This window comes from Sphaerisporangium sp. NPDC004334 (assembly GCF_053602655.1).
On record NZ_JBSGDZ010000027.1, the window covers coordinates 45,490 to 59,111 of the forward strand.

Sequence of the window (13,622 nt, forward strand, 5' to 3'; positions counted from 1 at the left end):
GGCCCAGGTGATTTTCCACCGCACAACACGCCGACGGGACGCACCTGTCGAGCGAATGCGCCGGCCCCGCCACCCAGGAGTCGGAAGGGTCGGTTCGTCGTTGTGGGTTGGTTGTTCTGGGGAATTCATAGGTGGTTGTAAATATCCAACGCCTTTACATTGTAGATCAACCGCCGCCGGGAAGTCGTGGCCCAGTTCCGAGAACGGCACGGGGGCCGATGGTCCGGCCACCGATCGGAGAACTCCATCAGCACCCCGGCCGACGGATGTCACTTCCCTGCAGTGCCGGGTTTCCCGCCGGTGGACTCCTGATAGATATCCGCGTAGGTGCGCGAGTCCTTGATCAGCTCGTCGCAGAAGGCGGCGACATCGTCGCCGATGAGCTCCAGGACTCCCCTGCCGGCCGCGACGCCCTCCTCGAAGAAATCGAGGATCCCTGAGAGCAGCGACCCGTCGGTCAAGCCGATCGGCCCGACCTTGAACAGGTACCTCTGGATCTCCTTGTAGACGATCTGGTAGTCCGGTGGGAGCGCCTTGACCCGCGCCATGTACGCCCGCCACCGCTTCTTGCCCTCGATGATGTCGTGGATGCCCACGTCAGCCTCCCAGCCGGCCCAGTTTCCTGGCGACGTTCCTGTTCAACTGCTCGCGCCACCGGTCGCGATAGCTCCGAGCCCCCTGCCCACCCGCCAGGGCCGCGCAGAAGCCCTTGATGTCCTCACCCAGCACCTCGTGGATGCTCTGCCCATCGGCCGCCGTCTCTTCGAGCAGCCCCAGTGCACCGTCGAGAATCGGCATCAGGTTTCGGCCGGTGAAGTCCCCATAGGGGAAAAGATGACCCTTGATCTGTTCCCACGCCGCCCGGTGGTCGGCCGGCAACGCCTCGGCCCGGGCTTCGAAGGCCTTCCATTCCCTGGTCAGATCGCTGCCCGTCATGGTCTCCCAGAGGTTCATCTCCCGCCCTCTCTGAGCTTGTCGATCCGCGATGTGATGTACTCCCACTTCGCCCAGAAGGTCGCGAGCTCTGCGCGCCCCGCGTCGTTGAGTGCGAAGAACTTGCGCGGCGGTCCCAGCTCGGACGGCCGTTTCGTCACCTCGACGAGCCCGTTCTTCTCCAGGCGCAACAGGATGGTGTAGACGGTCCCCTCGATGACGTCGGCGAAGCCGAGTTCGTTCAACCGGCGCGTGATGGCGTACCCGTAGGTCTCCTCGCTGTCGATGATCTCGAGCACGCAGCCTTCAAGCGTGCCCTTCAGCATCTCGGTCAGGTCGTCCACCGTGAGTCCTCTTCGGTATCCGGTACTCGGTAGTACCAAGTACCGCTACACCGTACCACAGAGTAGTGAACCGGCAAGGCCGGATCTCCGAGGCGTGCTCGCAGGCGGCCGTCGGCCGGGCCTGGCACTCCGGCGCGCGCACGCCACCCGACGGCGCTCCACCCGGCGGTGCCCCCCGGGCGCACGCCTGCGGGCGCCGCGCCCGCCATCGGACGCGACGCCCGCAAGGGGTCAGGTGGAGGTGGGGTCAGACCCTCTGCCACAGGGCCGGGACCTTCGGCGGTTCCCAGCCCACCAGTGCCGTGTGCGCCTGGAGGCAGCGATACCGCAGGCCGTCGTAGGTCACCTGGGCGCCCACCGCGTACGCGGTGCCGGCCGCCCACGTGCCGCCCGGCGCGGGAGTCGTCGGAGTCGGGGTGGGAGTGGGCGTCGGCGTGCGGGTCGGCGTGGGAGTGGGCGTCGGGGTCGGCTGCGGATTGCCGCCGCCGCCGCCGATCTGCAGGTCGACGCAGGAGTAGAACGCGTTCACCGTGTCGGCGATGTTCCAGATGGCCAGGACCTTCTGCCTGCCACTGAAGCCGGACAGGCTCACGGTGTGCGAGACGGTCGCCCCCGGCTGCCGGCCCCCGTCGTCGAACACCGCCACCCGGGTGTTGCCGATGTAGTACTCCCAGGTGCTGGTGGCGTGACGGGCGGTGAGCACCCAGTTGAAGGTGACCGTGGAGCCGACGGAGGTCGCCGGCCACGACTTGCCGTCGTCGCTGAGCTGGGCGAAGCGCGCGACCCCGCCGTGACAGTTGCGCTGCCCCTTCGGGCCTTCCACGCTCTGCGGCTCGTAGATGATGTCGCCGCAGCCGGTGACTCGTCCCTGGGCGCACATGGCCTGCCGGCTCGGCGGCGAGTTCACGTACCCGTGGGCCAGGGCGGGCGAGGCGGCGAACACCGTGATCCCGGCCGTCATCAACGCCGTGACCACCACCAAGATCGTTCTTCGCATGCCGGACTCCTTCGCTGGGGGTGCGGCAAACATAAAAGAAACTTTCTTAAGAGTAAAGGCCCAGGACGGTGACGGTGAGGGCGGATGTCAAGGCCCGCACGCGTTGCGCACCCCCTGAGCCCCGTGTTACCACTGGCACACCACGCCGTGCGCCGCCGGGCAGGGCCGTACGGGCGAAACTCCCCTCGCTCCCCCGTCGAGAGAGACCGGCCCATGCCCCTGCTTCCATTCCGCAGAGCGCGTCTCGCGCTGCCCGCCGTGCTCCTGCTGGCCGGCACCGCGCTCAACGTCGCCGGCGCCGCCCCCGCCCAGGCCGCCGGCGAGACCGTCAACGTCTGGCTCACCACCACCTCCGACGCCGCCGGCCGCACGGTCACCCGCGGCCTGCAACAGCAGGCGCCCATCGGCTTCACCGCCACCAGTCCCGGCGCCGCCCAGACCATCACCGTCGACGAGAACACCACCTACCAGCAGTTCGAAGGCGGCGGCGCCTCGGTCACCGACTCGGCCGCCTGGCTGCTGAACAGCAGCGGCGTGCTCAGCGCCGGCGCCCGCGACACGGTGATGCGCAGGCTGTTCGACCCCGTCCAGGGCATCGGCCTGGGCTTCCTGCGCAACCCGATGGGCTCCTCCGACCTCGCCCGCTCCAGCTACTCCTACGACGACACCTGCTGCGACCTGTCGGGCTTCTCCATCGCCCACGACCTGACCGACATCGTGCCGCTGACCAAGCAGGCCAAGGCGCTCAACCCCGCGCTGAAGGTCATGGCCTCGCCGTGGAGCGCGCCCGCCTGGATGAAGGACAACGACGCCTGGAGCCAGGGCTGGCTGGAGGCGCAGTACTACGGCTTGTACGGCGAGTACTTCGCCCGGTACATCCAGGCATACCAGGCCCAAGGCGTGCGCATCGACTACGTCACGCCGCAGAACGAGCCCACCTGCTGCGCCGGATACCCCTCGATGAACTGGAACACCTCCGGGCTGCAGTACTTCATCAAGAGCGCGCTGTGGCCGGCCTTCCGCACCGCGGGGATCACCACCAAGACCCTCGTGCACGACTGGAACTGGGACGGCTGGAACACCTGGGGCGCCCCTCTGCTGGCCGACACCGCGATCCGCGACGACCCGCTGTTCGGCGGCATCGCCTGGCACGGCTACGGCGGGGACGTCGGCACGCAGAGCACGGTGCACGACCGGTACCCGAACGTCAACGCGTACATGACCGAGCACTCAGGCGGCACCTGGATCGGCGACCAGCACCGCGAGGACATGAACAACCTGATCGACTACACCCGCAACTGGGACCGCAGCTGGATCAAGTGGGGGCTGGCCATGGACCAGGCCCACAACCCGCACAACGGCGGCTGCGACGTCTGCACCGGGCTGGTCACCGTGCACAACGGCGACGCGCGCCACGGCCAGGTCGACTACACCATCGAGTACTACACCATGGGTCACCTGACCAAGTTCGTCAGGCCCGGCGCCTACCGCATCGCCTCGACGGCCGGCTCGGCGGTGAAGAACGTCGCCTGGCGCAACCCCGACGGCTCCAAGGCGCTGATCGCCTACAACACCACCGGCAGCGCCCAGTCGGTGAAGGTCAACTGGGCCGGGCAGTCGTTCACCTACACCCTGCCCACCCGCACCTCGGCCACCTTCACCTGGCCGGGCACCGCCTTCGCCGGCGGCCGGCCCATCTCCGGCTACGGCGGCAAGTGCGTCGACGTCGCCGGGGCCTCCGGCGCCAACGGCACGCAGGTGCAGCTGTACACCTGCAACGGCAGCGCCGCCCAGCGGTGGGCCACCGGCGTCGAGGGCAGCCTGCAGGCGCTGGGCAAGTGCCTGGACGTGGCCGGGGCGAGCAGCGCCAACGGCACCAGGGTGCAGCTCTACGACTGCAACGGCACCGGCGCCCAGCAGTGGACGGCGGCCTCCGACGGCACACTGCGGGTGCTCGGCAAGTGCCTGGACGCCACCGGCCCGAGCTCGGCCGACGGCACGCCCCTGCAGATCTGGGACTGCACGGGCGCCGCCAACCAGAAGTGGTCTCCGTAGGAGTGAGGCCGGAATGCGAGCGAGACATGCAACGGCGATCCGCGCCGAGGTGAACCGGGAGGTGTTCGCCACCCGTCGCCGGCCGGATCGCTCCGGGGCGGCGCACGTCGCGGACGCCGACTCATGTCTCGTAGTCGAGCGCTTTTCGCAGATGGAAGTCCGCCACGTCGAGCATCCACTGCCGGTCCGGGGAGTCGCCCTCGGCGATGCGAAGCGGGCCGCCGACCAGGTCCAGGTGCATGACGTACTGGTAGTACCTCATGCGCCGCGGGTCGAGGCCGGGGTCGCGGAGCGCCTCGTAGTGCGGGCCGTGTCCGGCGGCGCGCCCCCGCAGAGTTCCGCCGCGGACGTCCTCCGCGACGGCGATGTCGCCCGGGTACAGATTCCTGCCGCGGTCGGCGAGCAACACCCGCGGCGAACGAGCTCCGACCGCTTCCAGCCGACGGGTGGCCCCCTCGAAGAAGGAGATACCGGAGGCGTGGGCGAACGGGTTCGACGGGTCGTCGTGGCCATCGGGGAGCAGCCCGTCCCAGTAGTCCTCGTCGGCGTTCCAGACATAGACGATCGTGCTCGTGGCGTCGTCCAGCGTGGCCCGGTAGACGCCCTTTTTGCTGCCGTTGAGCAACCGGTCGACGCCGGCGATGCGGCGGTCGGAACCGAAGACCTCCCGCATCACCGGGGTCAGGGATCCGGCGTCGGCGAATCTTCGTGCGGCGGTCATCTCTGGTCCTCCTCCGGAGCGCTCGTATTCCGGTCTCCCATAGTCCCTGACCTCGGCGGCAACGAGCCTCTTGACTCCAAGTGGCCGCAGGGCGTTGAATCCTCTCATTAAACAAGAAACCTTCCTAAGAGTTTCGGGGCTGCCCACCCGAAGCGCAAGGGAAGGACCGGCCCCGGGCGAGGTCCCCCTCGCCTCCATCCCCGCACGATCACAGGAACAGCACAGAACACGGCACCTCCCCCCACGCACGAAGGAAGCGACACCCCCCATGAATCCGGAACACTCCGGCCGTTTCCGCTCCCGCTCCCGACTCCGTTCCCGGGTGCTCACGGTGGCCGCCGCCGCGGCGCTGCCCCTGCTCGCCACCGGCCTGATCCCCGCCTCGGCGGCCACCGGCCAGATCACCGGCTACGGCGGCAAGTGCGTCGACGTCGCCGCGGCCTCCAGCGCCAACGGCACGCAGGTGCAGCTGTACACCTGCAACGGCACCACCGCGCAGCAGTGGACCACCGGCTCCGACGGCACCATCCGCGCCCTCGGCAAGTGCCTGGACGTGGCCGCCGCCAGCAGCGCCAACGGCACCAAGGTCCAGCTCTACGACTGCAACGGCAGCGCCGCCCAGGTCTGGACCGCCCAGAGCGACGGCACACTGCGCGCCCTCGGCAAGTGCCTGGACGCCACCGGCCCGAGCTCGGCCGACGGCACGCCCCTGCAGATCTGGGACTGCTTCGCCGGCGCCAACCAGCAGTGGACCCTCCCCGGAGGCGGCACCACCCCGCCGCCCACCCCCGGCAAGATGGCCGGCGCGCCCTACCTCTACATGGGCTGGGGCAGCCCGCCGAGCGCCACCTCGGTCATGAGCGCGACCGGGGTGAAGTCCTTCACCATGGCCTTCATCCTCTCCGGCGGCGGCTGCACGCCGATGTGGGACGGCTCGCGCCCGCTCACCGGCGGCGCCGACGCGCAGACGATCTCGGCCGTCAAGGGCGCGGGCGGCAGCGTCCAGGTGTCCTTCGGCGGCTGGTCGGGCAACAAGCTCGGCCCCAACTGCTCCTCCTCCAGCGCCTTCGCCGGAGCCGTCCAGCAGGTCATCAACGCCGTCGGCCCGGCCGTGGTCGACTTCGACATCGAGAACACCGACGAGTTCTCCAACTACACCGTCCAGGACCGCATCCTCGGCGGACTCAAGATCGTCAAGCAGAACAACCCGAACGTCAAGGTGGTCCTCACCTTCGGCACCGGCACCAGCGGCCCCAGCGGCGACGGCGTCCGCCTGATCAACCAGTCGCGGGCGCTGAACGTCCCCATCGACAACTACACCATCATGCCGTTCGACTTCGGCGGCGGCGCCAACATGTACCAGAGCACCGTCAACGCCTCCGAAGGCCTGAAGACCGCCCTCAAGAGCGCCTGGGGCTGGACCGACGCCCAGGCCTACGCGCACATGGGCATCTCCGGCATGAACGGCCTGTCCGACCAGCAGGAGGTGACCTCGACCGGGACCTGGACGCAGATCCGCGACTGGGCCAAGTCCAAGGGCCTCACCCGCCTGGCCTTCTGGTCGGTGAACCGCGACCGTCCCTGCCCGGGCGGCGGGGTGTCGGAGACCTGCAGCGGCGTCTCCCAGAACAACTGGGACTTCACCCGCATCACCGCCGGTTTCTGACCGGCCCGTCCGACCGCGGCCGCCGTCACGCACACCGATGGCGGCGGCCGCCCGGCCCGGCGGCACGCCACAAAGCGTCCCCGCCGGGCCTTTCCCGTCCCCGCGGGCCGTAGCGACGGGCTCATCGCGACCACGGCCCTGGCGCGGGGCGGCGGGACGGAGCGTCCGCGCACCACGCCAGGTAGAGGACCATGGAGAGCATGAACTTCGTCCTGACCGCCTGGCACGAACCCGAGCCGATCACCAGGGAACGCGCGAGGGAGGTCCACGCGGCCCTCGGCCGCGGCGACACCACGGCCGTCCGGCCCCACCCAGGAGTCGCGGCCTTCGCCGGGGGCCTGCCCGAGGCCGAGGCCGCCTCCCCCGCGCACGCCGTCGTCACCGTCGGCCTGGACAGGTCCGACGAGGTCGCGCGAACCGCGTTCGCCCTGGCCCGCGCGTGCGAGCTGGTCTGCTACGACCCCCAGCGCCACCTGGTGCACAACCTCGCGCCCACCGGCTCCTTCCGCGAGATGCAACTGCACACCGGCGACGGCCTGGTCATCACCGACCCCGATCTGGGGCTGGTGTCGGACGTCCTTGCCACCCTCTCGGCGCAGAACCCGTTCGCCGCCCTGGTCGTGTTCGGCCGGCACTTCCTCCAGGTCTCCCCCGAACCCGGCGGATACGAGCTGGAGTTCAAGGACAGCCCCCGCGACCTGCTCCTGCGCACCCACGTCACCGCCCTGAAGACCCTGCAGGAGTCCTTCACCGACTACGCCACCGGCGACCACACCTTCCTCGAACGCCACGACTGGCATCAGGCCTGATCATGGGTCCGCTCGTCGCCGCGGTTTTGATGGTGGTTTCTTCGTAGTGCGTCCGAGCGACCTCCTTTACAAAGTAAGTCAACGGTGAGCGCGGCAGCGGAGGGAACGGCACGGTGAACGAGGGCGACGGCGACGACGACCGCCAGAACGACACGGACCACGGGAACGCGGCGCGCACGGCCCCGCGCAAGCGGGCCGACGCCCGGCGCAACGAGGCGGCGCTGCTCGACGCCGCCGCGGCGGCCTTCGTGGCCTCGGGGGTCGAGGCGCCGGTGCGCGACATCGCGGCCAGGGCGGGGGTCGGCGTGGCCACGATCTACCGCCACTTCCCGACGCGGGCCGATCTGATCATCGCCGTCTACCGGCACCAGGTCGAGGCCTGCGCCGAGGCCGGTCCGGCCCTGCTGGCCGCCGGCCCGACCCCGCACGCCGCACTCGGGGCGTGGATCGACCGGTTCGTCGATTTCCTGGTCACCAAGCACGGGCTCGCAGCGGTGCTGCGCTCCGGCGACGCCGGGTTCGACGCGCTGCACGCCTACTTTCTCGACCGGCTCGTGCCGGTGTGCGCCGGCCTGCTCCACGCCGCGGCCGCCGCCGGCGAGATCCGCGCCGACGTGGACGCCTACGAGCTCATGCGCGGCGTCGGCAACCTGTGCATCGGCGCGGACATCGATCCCCGCTACGACGCGCGCCGGCTGACCGGCCTCCTCATCGCCGGCCTGCGCCTGCCGTGACGGCCGCTCCACAAAGCGGAACCGCCCGTCAGGGATGAAGAGGGGACCTTAGCCCCTAACCGGATCCCCCCTCGCTCGGGCAGGCTGTGACGCGTGAAGATCGATGCTGCCGGCCTGCAGGTGCTCTCCCGGGAAGAGTGCCTGGAACTGCTCGCCTCGACCCCGATAGGACGGATCGTCTACACCGACCGCGCCCTCCCGGCCGTCCAGCCTGTGAACTTCCACCTCGACGGCACGAGCATCGTGATCCGCACCGGGACGGGCTCCAAGCTCGCCGCCGCCGCGGGCAACGCGATCGTGGCGTTCGAGGCCGACGAGATAGACCCGCGGGCCCGCACCGGCTGGTCGGTGACCGCTGTGGGGCACGCGCGCGCCGTGAGCGACCCCGAGGAGATCGCCCGGCTGTCGGAGCTGCCGCTGACCCCATGGGCGCCGGGCGGCCGCGAGCACTTCATCGTCGTGTCCACCGAGCAGGTCTCCGGGCGGCGCATCCGGCGCTAGCCGAGCGGCACGCTCCAGGTCAGGCGGGTGCCCCCGCCCGCTGGCGCGTCCAGCTCGAACGTGCCGCCGAGGCCGGCCGCCCGCTCCTCCAGGTTGCGCAGCCCGCTGCGCCGTCCTCCCCCGGACAGGCCGACGCCGTTGTCCTCCACGATCAGGGTGAGCCGGTCGTCCTGCGTACGCGCCACGACCTCGGCGCGGGTGGCCTTGGCGTGGCGCACGACGTTGGACAGCGACTCGCTGAGCACCGCGAGCACCTGCTCGGCGAGCCGGGGCGGCACCTGGTTGTCGAGCTGGCCCTCCATGCTCAGCGCGGGCATGAACCCCAGGTGGCCGCGCGCGTTCTCCACCACCTCGACGATCTGCGCGCGCAGGCTCGGCCCCGCGGCCCCACGCGGCGTCTGCAGGGCGAAGATCGTGGAGCGGATCTGCCGGATGGTGTTGTCCAGCTCGTCGATGGCGCTCTGCAGCCGGGAGGACGCCTCCGGCCGCTCCACCAGGCGCACCGCGCTCATGAGCGTCATGGCGACGGCGAACAGGCGCTGGATGACGACGTCGTGCAGGTCCTTGGCGATGCGGTCGCGATCCTCCAGCAGGCCGAGCCGCTCGGCGTCCTTACGGGTCTCGGCCAGCTCCAAAGCGACGGCGGCCTGCCCGGCGAAGGCCGACAGGGTGCGCAGCTCCGAGTGGCTGAACGGGATGCGCCCGTGCCGTTTGCCCAGCGACAGCACCCCGCGCACCGCGCCGGCCGCGCCCAGCGGCACCGCGACCACCGGTCCGGGCATGGGGTGGTCATCCAGGCCGTCGAGGATCTCGCTCTCCCCCGCGTTGTTCAGCATCAGCGGCTCGCCCCGCACGAACGCCCTGCCCTCCAGGGACACCCCGACCGGCACCTCGTCGCCCGGCCGGCGGGCGCCCGGCTCGCCGTCCCGGATGACCACGCGCAGCGTCTTGCCGCCCTCGTCGCCGTCGTCGGGCAGCAGGATCGCCGAGACGTCGGCGTCGGCCATCTCGCGGGCCCGGCGCGCCATGAGACTCAGCACCTCCCCCGGGTCGGCTCCCGACAGCAGGCGGGTGGTGATCTCCGAGGATGCCTGCAGCCAGGTCTCGCGACGCCGGGTGTCCTCGTACAGGCGGGCGTTCTCGATGGCGACGCCGGCGGCGGTGGCCAGGGCGACCACGATGGCCTCGTCGTCCTCGTCGAACTCCCCTCCCCCGCGCTTCTCGGTGAGGTAGAGGTTGCCGAAGACCTCCTCGCGCACCCTGATCGGCACGCCGAGGAAGCTGCCCATGGGCGGGTGTCCAGGCGGGAAGCCGTAGGACTCCGGGTGCTGGGAGATGTGGGTGAGCCGCAGCGTCTGGGGCTCCTTGATCAGCAGGCCGAGCAGGCCCAGCCCGTGCGGCCAGTGCTCGATGCGGGTGATCTCCTCCTCGCTCAGCCCGACCGGGACGAACTGCACGAGCGTGTTCTCCTCGCCGATGACGCCCATGGCGCCGTAGGTCGCGTCCACCAGGGTGGTGGCCGTCTCGACGATGCGGTGCAGCACCGTCTCCAGCGCGAGGTCGCTGCCCACCGACACCACCGCGTCCAGCAGGGCGTGCACGCGGTCGCGGGTGGCCAGCACGGCCTCCAGCCGGACCCGCAGCTCCGACAGCAGGTCGTCCAGCCGCATGTTGGGGATGACTGAACGCGACTCGTTGTCCGTCATACGAGGAAGTGTCGCACCGACCGCGTCCGGTGTCGGACACAGGGCGATGCAGGGATCGCGGCGCGTCCTCCGGCCGCCGATGACCTCCGGCTCAGGGCTCGGGTCCGGCGCCCCGCCGGCGGCCCGGCGCCCGGTCACCGGCGGCGGGTTCGGAGGGCGGGGCCGGCTCCATGGGCGGGGGCAGGACGACGACGGGGCAGAGCGCCTGGTGCAGGAGGGCGTGGCTCACCGAGCCGAGCACCAGCCCGGTGAGGACGCCGCGCCCGCGCGAGCCGACGACCAGCATCTCGGCCCCCGCGGACGCCTCGGCCAGCACGTCCACCGCCTCCCCGCTCACGACCGGCTCGCTCACCTTCACCTCGGGGTGCAGCTCCCTCCATAGGTGGCGGACGGCGGGCGGCGGCCCCTGACCGCCTCCGCCGGGGCCGTTACCGAAATGCACGACGACGAGTTCGATCCGGCGCAGGGCCGCCTCGGCGAACGCGAACCGCAGCGCCTGCTCGCCGGAGCCGGGGCCGTCGACGCCGGTGACGATCTGCGGCCGCGCGCCCTGCGGCACGGGCCGCACGACGGCCACCGGGCACGGCGCGCGCCCGGCGACGCCGAGCGCGACCGACCCGAGCAGCAGTCCGCGCAGTCCGCCGAGGCCGTGGTTGCCGACCACGAGCAGCTCGGCGGCGCGCGCGGCCTCGATGAGAGCCGCACGGGGGTCGCCGGGCAGACGCGCGTGGCTCATCTCCGCGCCGGGGGCGACCCGGCGTGCCTGATCCAGCGCCTCGCGCAAGATCGCGTCGGCGCCGTCGCGCATCCATCGCGCCACCTCGGCGTAGGGCCCGGTCCCGGCCTCGGCGGCCCACGCCGGCATCGCGTGCGCCACCAGCAGCCCGGCGCCGCGCAGCGCCGCCTCTCCGGCGGCCCAGCGCGCGGCTTCGAGACCGGCCGGGGACCCGTCGACTCCCACCACGATCATGACGCCCCCGCCCTTTGCACCGTTCCATTCCATCGGCCGGCGCGCCGGGGAGAACAGAGCCCAAGGTCCCTTCCGCACATGCGCCCCAAGGCGGTTCGGGGTGGGGCGAACCACGCCGTTCATCGCGTCAGGCGGCGCTCGCCATCACGGCGGTGAACAGCGCCTCCTCGTCGGCGTAGGAGGTCAGCATCAGGCAGGCCAGCCCGGGCATGCGCAAGCGGACCTCCCCCGCGCGGGCGGACGGCGTCCGGGGTTCTAGGACCTGGTGATGCGGCGGCCGGTGATCTGGACCGGGTTGACGCGGACGTACAGCCGCCGCTCACCACCCGCCCACGGCTCCACGCCGGAGGCCCGCACGGCGGCGAGCTCGTCCTCGGCGGACACCCGATGGGCCGCGCCCTGGATCAGCACACTCCAGCCCACGCGGTCGTCGGCGTCGAAGTCGTCGACCTCGAAGGCGACCTTCAGCTCGACGCCCGCCACCCCGGTGCTCAGGTCCTCGTCGAGCGGGCCGCCCAAGGCCGTGCGGAACAGCACCGACTTCTCGTACATGGTGTAGGTCACCGGCAGGATCACCGGACCGGTGGCGGTCGTGAAACCCACCCGGCCGATGCCTCCCGGCGCGATGAGCCGCAGGCATTCCGCGAGATCGAGCTCTTCCAGCGACGGAGGGGCGACGCGGTCGTTCATCTGAGTCTCCAACTTCGGGGCCGGTGTCATTGCTCCATGGTCGCGCCGCCGCGGCGGGTGGCCACAGGGACGAAGTACCCTTCCACGCGGGACCCACGTCCCTTCGGTCCCTGCTTCCTCCCGGACCGACCCTCCCGGGACGGCCGCTCCCCCGGTTCCCCTGCCACCGCCTCGGACGCCAGGAGTAGCGTCGGAGATGGCAGGCGCGCTCGCGCGCGCACAAGGGGGTGCCGATGTCCTACGGAACGGCCTCACCCGGCGACCTTGGACGCCGCCTCGTCTACCACCGGCGAAGGCTCGGCCTGACGCGCCGCCAGGTCGCCGAACGCGCCGGGGTGGTGCCCGGCTACGTGCAGTATCTGGAGACCTATCCCTCCCCCCTCGACGAGGGCGTGCTGCTTCGGCTGGCCGCGGCTCTGGAGACCACGGCCCTGGAACTGCTGGGCGGGAACGCCGACCGGCCGCCCGGTCAGGGCGGGCCCGGCGGGCGGCCCGTCCTTCGCCCGCTCGGCCGCGACGAGTGCCTGCGCCTGATCGCACCGGGCGGCGTCGGGCGTGTCGCGTACGCGGGGCCCACCGGCCCGGCCGTCTTCCCGGTCAACTACGTCTTCCATGGCGGGGCGATCGTCTTTCGCACGCGGGCGGGCGGGCCGATGGACCGGGACCTGCGCGGCGGCGTCGCGGGCGTCGCCGTCAGGGCCGGCTTCGAGGTGGACCGCATCGACGAGGCCGAGCGCCGCGGCTGGAGCGTGCTGGTGCAGGGCCCCGCGCAGCACCTGGCCCCCGATGCGACGCCACCGCAGGCCGCCGTCCTCGACGTGCGGCCATGGGCCGGCGGCGAGCGCGACCAGTGCATCCGCATCATCGCGCAGGAGGTCTCCGGCCGCCGCATCGAGGGCATCTGACCGCATCTGACCGGGGCCGCGCTCATCCGCCGGGAGGACGCCTGGGCGGCAGCACCGGCTCCAGGCGGAACAGGCCCGCGACCACCTCGGTCGGCCCGGCCGCGCGCGCCGGCCGCCCGGCGACCGCCTGCAGCACGTCGGTGGAGGTGACCAGCCCCTCCAGGGTGCCGGCGGCGCCCACGACGGGCACGACGTCGACGCAGGAGTCCACCATCGTCGCGGCGACGCTCGCGAGCCCCGTCCCGGGGGCCACGTGGGGGCAGCGCCTGCCGCCCAGAAGCTGCCGCACCTGCTCGCTGGACTGCTCGGCCGGACCGCCCGACCAGTGGGAGGCGATGTCCTCGCGCCTGAGGACGCCGAGCACGTGGGAGCGGGCGTCCACCACGGGCAGGTGGTGGACGCCTCCGCGCCTCATCAGCTCCCAGGCCATCAGGGGCGACTCATCGGGCCTCACCGTGACGACGACCCGGCTCATCACGTCCGCCGCGGTCATGCTCGCGATGTCCATGGCGCCTCCTTGGGCGAGTGCGGCGGGGCCGTGACGGCTCGCCCGTCACCTCATCGAACAACGCGGCGCCGGGCGGGCGCAGG

15 protein-coding genes are annotated in these 13,622 nt (G+C 71.5%); 6 read left to right on the forward strand and 9 right to left on the reverse strand.

Going from position 1 to position 13,622, the window contains the following annotated elements:
- Positions 1-269: 269 nt before the first annotated feature.
- The 4 genes from ACWEN6_RS30665 to ACWEN6_RS30680 all read right to left on the reverse strand — a co-directional run bounded on the left by ACWEN6_RS30665 (position 270) and on the right by ACWEN6_RS30680 (position 2,274).
- Positions 270-596 (reverse strand): DUF1048 domain-containing protein, encoded by a 327-nt coding sequence (locus tag ACWEN6_RS30665; RefSeq protein ID WP_452575074.1) that lies wholly within the window; start codon positions 594-596, stop codon positions 270-272.
- Position 597: 1 nt separating this feature from the next.
- On the reverse strand, positions 598-954 hold the full coding sequence (locus tag ACWEN6_RS30670; RefSeq protein WP_452575076.1) for a DUF1048 domain-containing protein: 357 nt from the start codon (positions 952-954) through the stop codon (positions 598-600).
- Positions 951-1,277, reverse strand: a complete 327-nt coding sequence (locus ACWEN6_RS30675) for a PadR family transcriptional regulator (RefSeq protein ID WP_452575078.1) — start codon at positions 1,275-1,277, stop codon at positions 951-953. The genes ACWEN6_RS30670 and ACWEN6_RS30675 overlap by 4 nt, the downstream gene beginning before the upstream one ends.
- Positions 1,278-1,524: 247 nt before the next feature.
- The gene (locus tag ACWEN6_RS30680) at positions 1,525-2,274 is read right to left on the reverse strand and encodes a lytic polysaccharide monooxygenase (RefSeq protein ID WP_452575080.1); all 750 of its coding nucleotides are present in this window, start codon (positions 2,272-2,274) and stop codon (positions 1,525-1,527) included.
- A 213-nt stretch (positions 2,275-2,487) separates the two neighbouring features.
- Here ACWEN6_RS30680 and ACWEN6_RS30685 point away from each other — a divergent pair, with 213 nt between their 5' ends.
- Positions 2,488-4,329: a ricin-type beta-trefoil lectin domain protein gene (locus ACWEN6_RS30685; protein ID WP_452575081.1), complete on the forward strand. Its 1,842-nt coding sequence runs from the start codon at positions 2,488-2,490 to the stop codon at positions 4,327-4,329.
- A gap of 121 nt (positions 4,330-4,450) precedes the next feature.
- Here ACWEN6_RS30685 and ACWEN6_RS30690 read toward each other — a convergent pair whose 3' ends face one another.
- Positions 4,451-5,050, reverse strand: a complete 600-nt coding sequence (locus ACWEN6_RS30690) for a hypothetical protein (RefSeq protein WP_452575083.1) — start codon at positions 5,048-5,050, stop codon at positions 4,451-4,453.
- Positions 5,051-5,318: 268 nt separating this feature from the next.
- On the opposite strand from ACWEN6_RS30690, the gene ACWEN6_RS30695 reads away from it, so the two are divergent.
- The 4 genes from ACWEN6_RS30695 (at position 5,319) to ACWEN6_RS30710 (ending at position 8,760) form a co-directional block, all read left to right on the forward strand.
- Positions 5,319-6,716, forward strand: a complete 1,398-nt coding sequence (locus ACWEN6_RS30695; RefSeq protein ID WP_452575085.1) for a ricin-type beta-trefoil lectin domain protein — start codon at positions 5,319-5,321, stop codon at positions 6,714-6,716.
- 200 nt (positions 6,717-6,916) lie between these two features.
- Positions 6,917-7,525 (forward strand): hypothetical protein, encoded by a 609-nt coding sequence (locus ACWEN6_RS30700; protein ID WP_452575087.1) that lies wholly within the window; start codon positions 6,917-6,919, stop codon positions 7,523-7,525.
- 221 nt (positions 7,526-7,746) lie between these two features.
- Positions 7,747-8,259 carry a TetR/AcrR family transcriptional regulator gene (locus ACWEN6_RS30705; RefSeq protein WP_452575202.1) on the forward strand — a complete coding sequence of 171 codons (513 nt, stop codon included), beginning with the start codon at positions 7,747-7,749 and terminating at the stop codon, positions 8,257-8,259.
- Positions 8,260-8,352: 93 nt separating this feature from the next.
- Positions 8,353-8,760, forward strand: a complete 408-nt coding sequence (locus tag ACWEN6_RS30710; RefSeq protein ID WP_354852650.1) for a pyridoxamine 5'-phosphate oxidase family protein — start codon at positions 8,353-8,355, stop codon at positions 8,758-8,760.
- Here ACWEN6_RS30710 and ACWEN6_RS30715 read toward each other — a convergent pair.
- The 3 genes from ACWEN6_RS30715 to ACWEN6_RS30725 all read right to left on the reverse strand — a co-directional run bounded on the left by ACWEN6_RS30715 (position 8,757) and on the right by ACWEN6_RS30725 (position 12,126).
- The gene (locus ACWEN6_RS30715) at positions 8,757-10,466 is read right to left on the reverse strand and encodes a GAF domain-containing protein (RefSeq protein WP_452575089.1); all 1,710 of its coding nucleotides are present in this window, start codon (positions 10,464-10,466) and stop codon (positions 8,757-8,759) included. The genes ACWEN6_RS30710 and ACWEN6_RS30715 overlap by 4 nt on opposite strands.
- Before the next feature lie 91 nt (positions 10,467-10,557).
- Complete coding sequence (locus tag ACWEN6_RS30720) at positions 10,558-11,436, reverse strand: universal stress protein (protein WP_452575091.1); 879 nt, start codon at positions 11,434-11,436, stop codon at positions 10,558-10,560.
- 255 nt (positions 11,437-11,691) lie between these two features.
- A complete protein-coding gene (locus ACWEN6_RS30725) occupies positions 11,692-12,126 on the reverse strand; it encodes a pyridoxamine 5'-phosphate oxidase family protein (protein WP_452575093.1) in 435 nt (144 codons plus the stop codon).
- A gap of 233 nt (positions 12,127-12,359) precedes the next feature.
- Between ACWEN6_RS30725 and ACWEN6_RS30730 the strand changes: the two genes are divergently transcribed.
- Positions 12,360-13,031, forward strand: coding sequence for a pyridoxamine 5'-phosphate oxidase family protein (locus ACWEN6_RS30730; RefSeq protein WP_452575095.1), 672 nt, complete (start codon positions 12,360-12,362; stop codon positions 13,029-13,031).
- Between the two features lie 22 nt (positions 13,032-13,053).
- On the opposite strand, the gene ACWEN6_RS30735 is transcribed toward ACWEN6_RS30730, so the two are convergent.
- Positions 13,054-13,539, reverse strand: coding sequence for a CBS domain-containing protein (locus tag ACWEN6_RS30735; protein ID WP_354852658.1), 486 nt, complete (start codon positions 13,537-13,539; stop codon positions 13,054-13,056).
- Positions 13,540-13,622: the final 83 nt, after the last annotated feature.

Bases quoted from the DNA above. Each gene is read 5' to 3' on its own strand.
- ACWEN6_RS30670 (WP_452575076.1), bottom strand. From the start codon at position 954: ATGAACCTCTGGGAGACCATGACGGGCAGCGATCTGACCAGGGAATGG.
- ACWEN6_RS30680 (WP_452575080.1), bottom strand. From the start codon at position 2,274: ATGCGAAGAACGATCTTGGTGGTGGTCACGGCGTTGATGACGGCCGGG.
- ACWEN6_RS30685 (WP_452575081.1), top strand. From the start codon at position 2,488: ATGCCCCTGCTTCCATTCCGCAGAGCGCGTCTCGCGCTGCCCGCCGTG.
- ACWEN6_RS30690 (WP_452575083.1), bottom strand. From the start codon at position 5,050: ATGACCGCCGCACGAAGATTCGCCGACGCCGGATCCCTGACCCCGGTG.
- ACWEN6_RS30695 (WP_452575085.1), top strand. From the start codon at position 5,319: ATGAATCCGGAACACTCCGGCCGTTTCCGCTCCCGCTCCCGACTCCGT.
- ACWEN6_RS30700 (WP_452575087.1), top strand. From the start codon at position 6,917: ATGAACTTCGTCCTGACCGCCTGGCACGAACCCGAGCCGATCACCAGG.
- ACWEN6_RS30715 (WP_452575089.1), bottom strand. From the start codon at position 10,466: ATGACGGACAACGAGTCGCGTTCAGTCATCCCCAACATGCGGCTGGAC.
- ACWEN6_RS30720 (WP_452575091.1), bottom strand. From the start codon at position 11,436: ATGATCGTGGTGGGAGTCGACGGGTCCCCGGCCGGTCTCGAAGCCGCG.
- ACWEN6_RS30725 (WP_452575093.1), bottom strand. From the start codon at position 12,126: ATGAACGACCGCGTCGCCCCTCCGTCGCTGGAAGAGCTCGATCTCGCG.
- ACWEN6_RS30730 (WP_452575095.1), top strand. From the start codon at position 12,360: ATGTCCTACGGAACGGCCTCACCCGGCGACCTTGGACGCCGCCTCGTC.
- ACWEN6_RS30735 (WP_354852658.1), bottom strand. From the start codon at position 13,539: ATGGACATCGCGAGCATGACCGCGGCGGACGTGATGAGCCGGGTCGTC.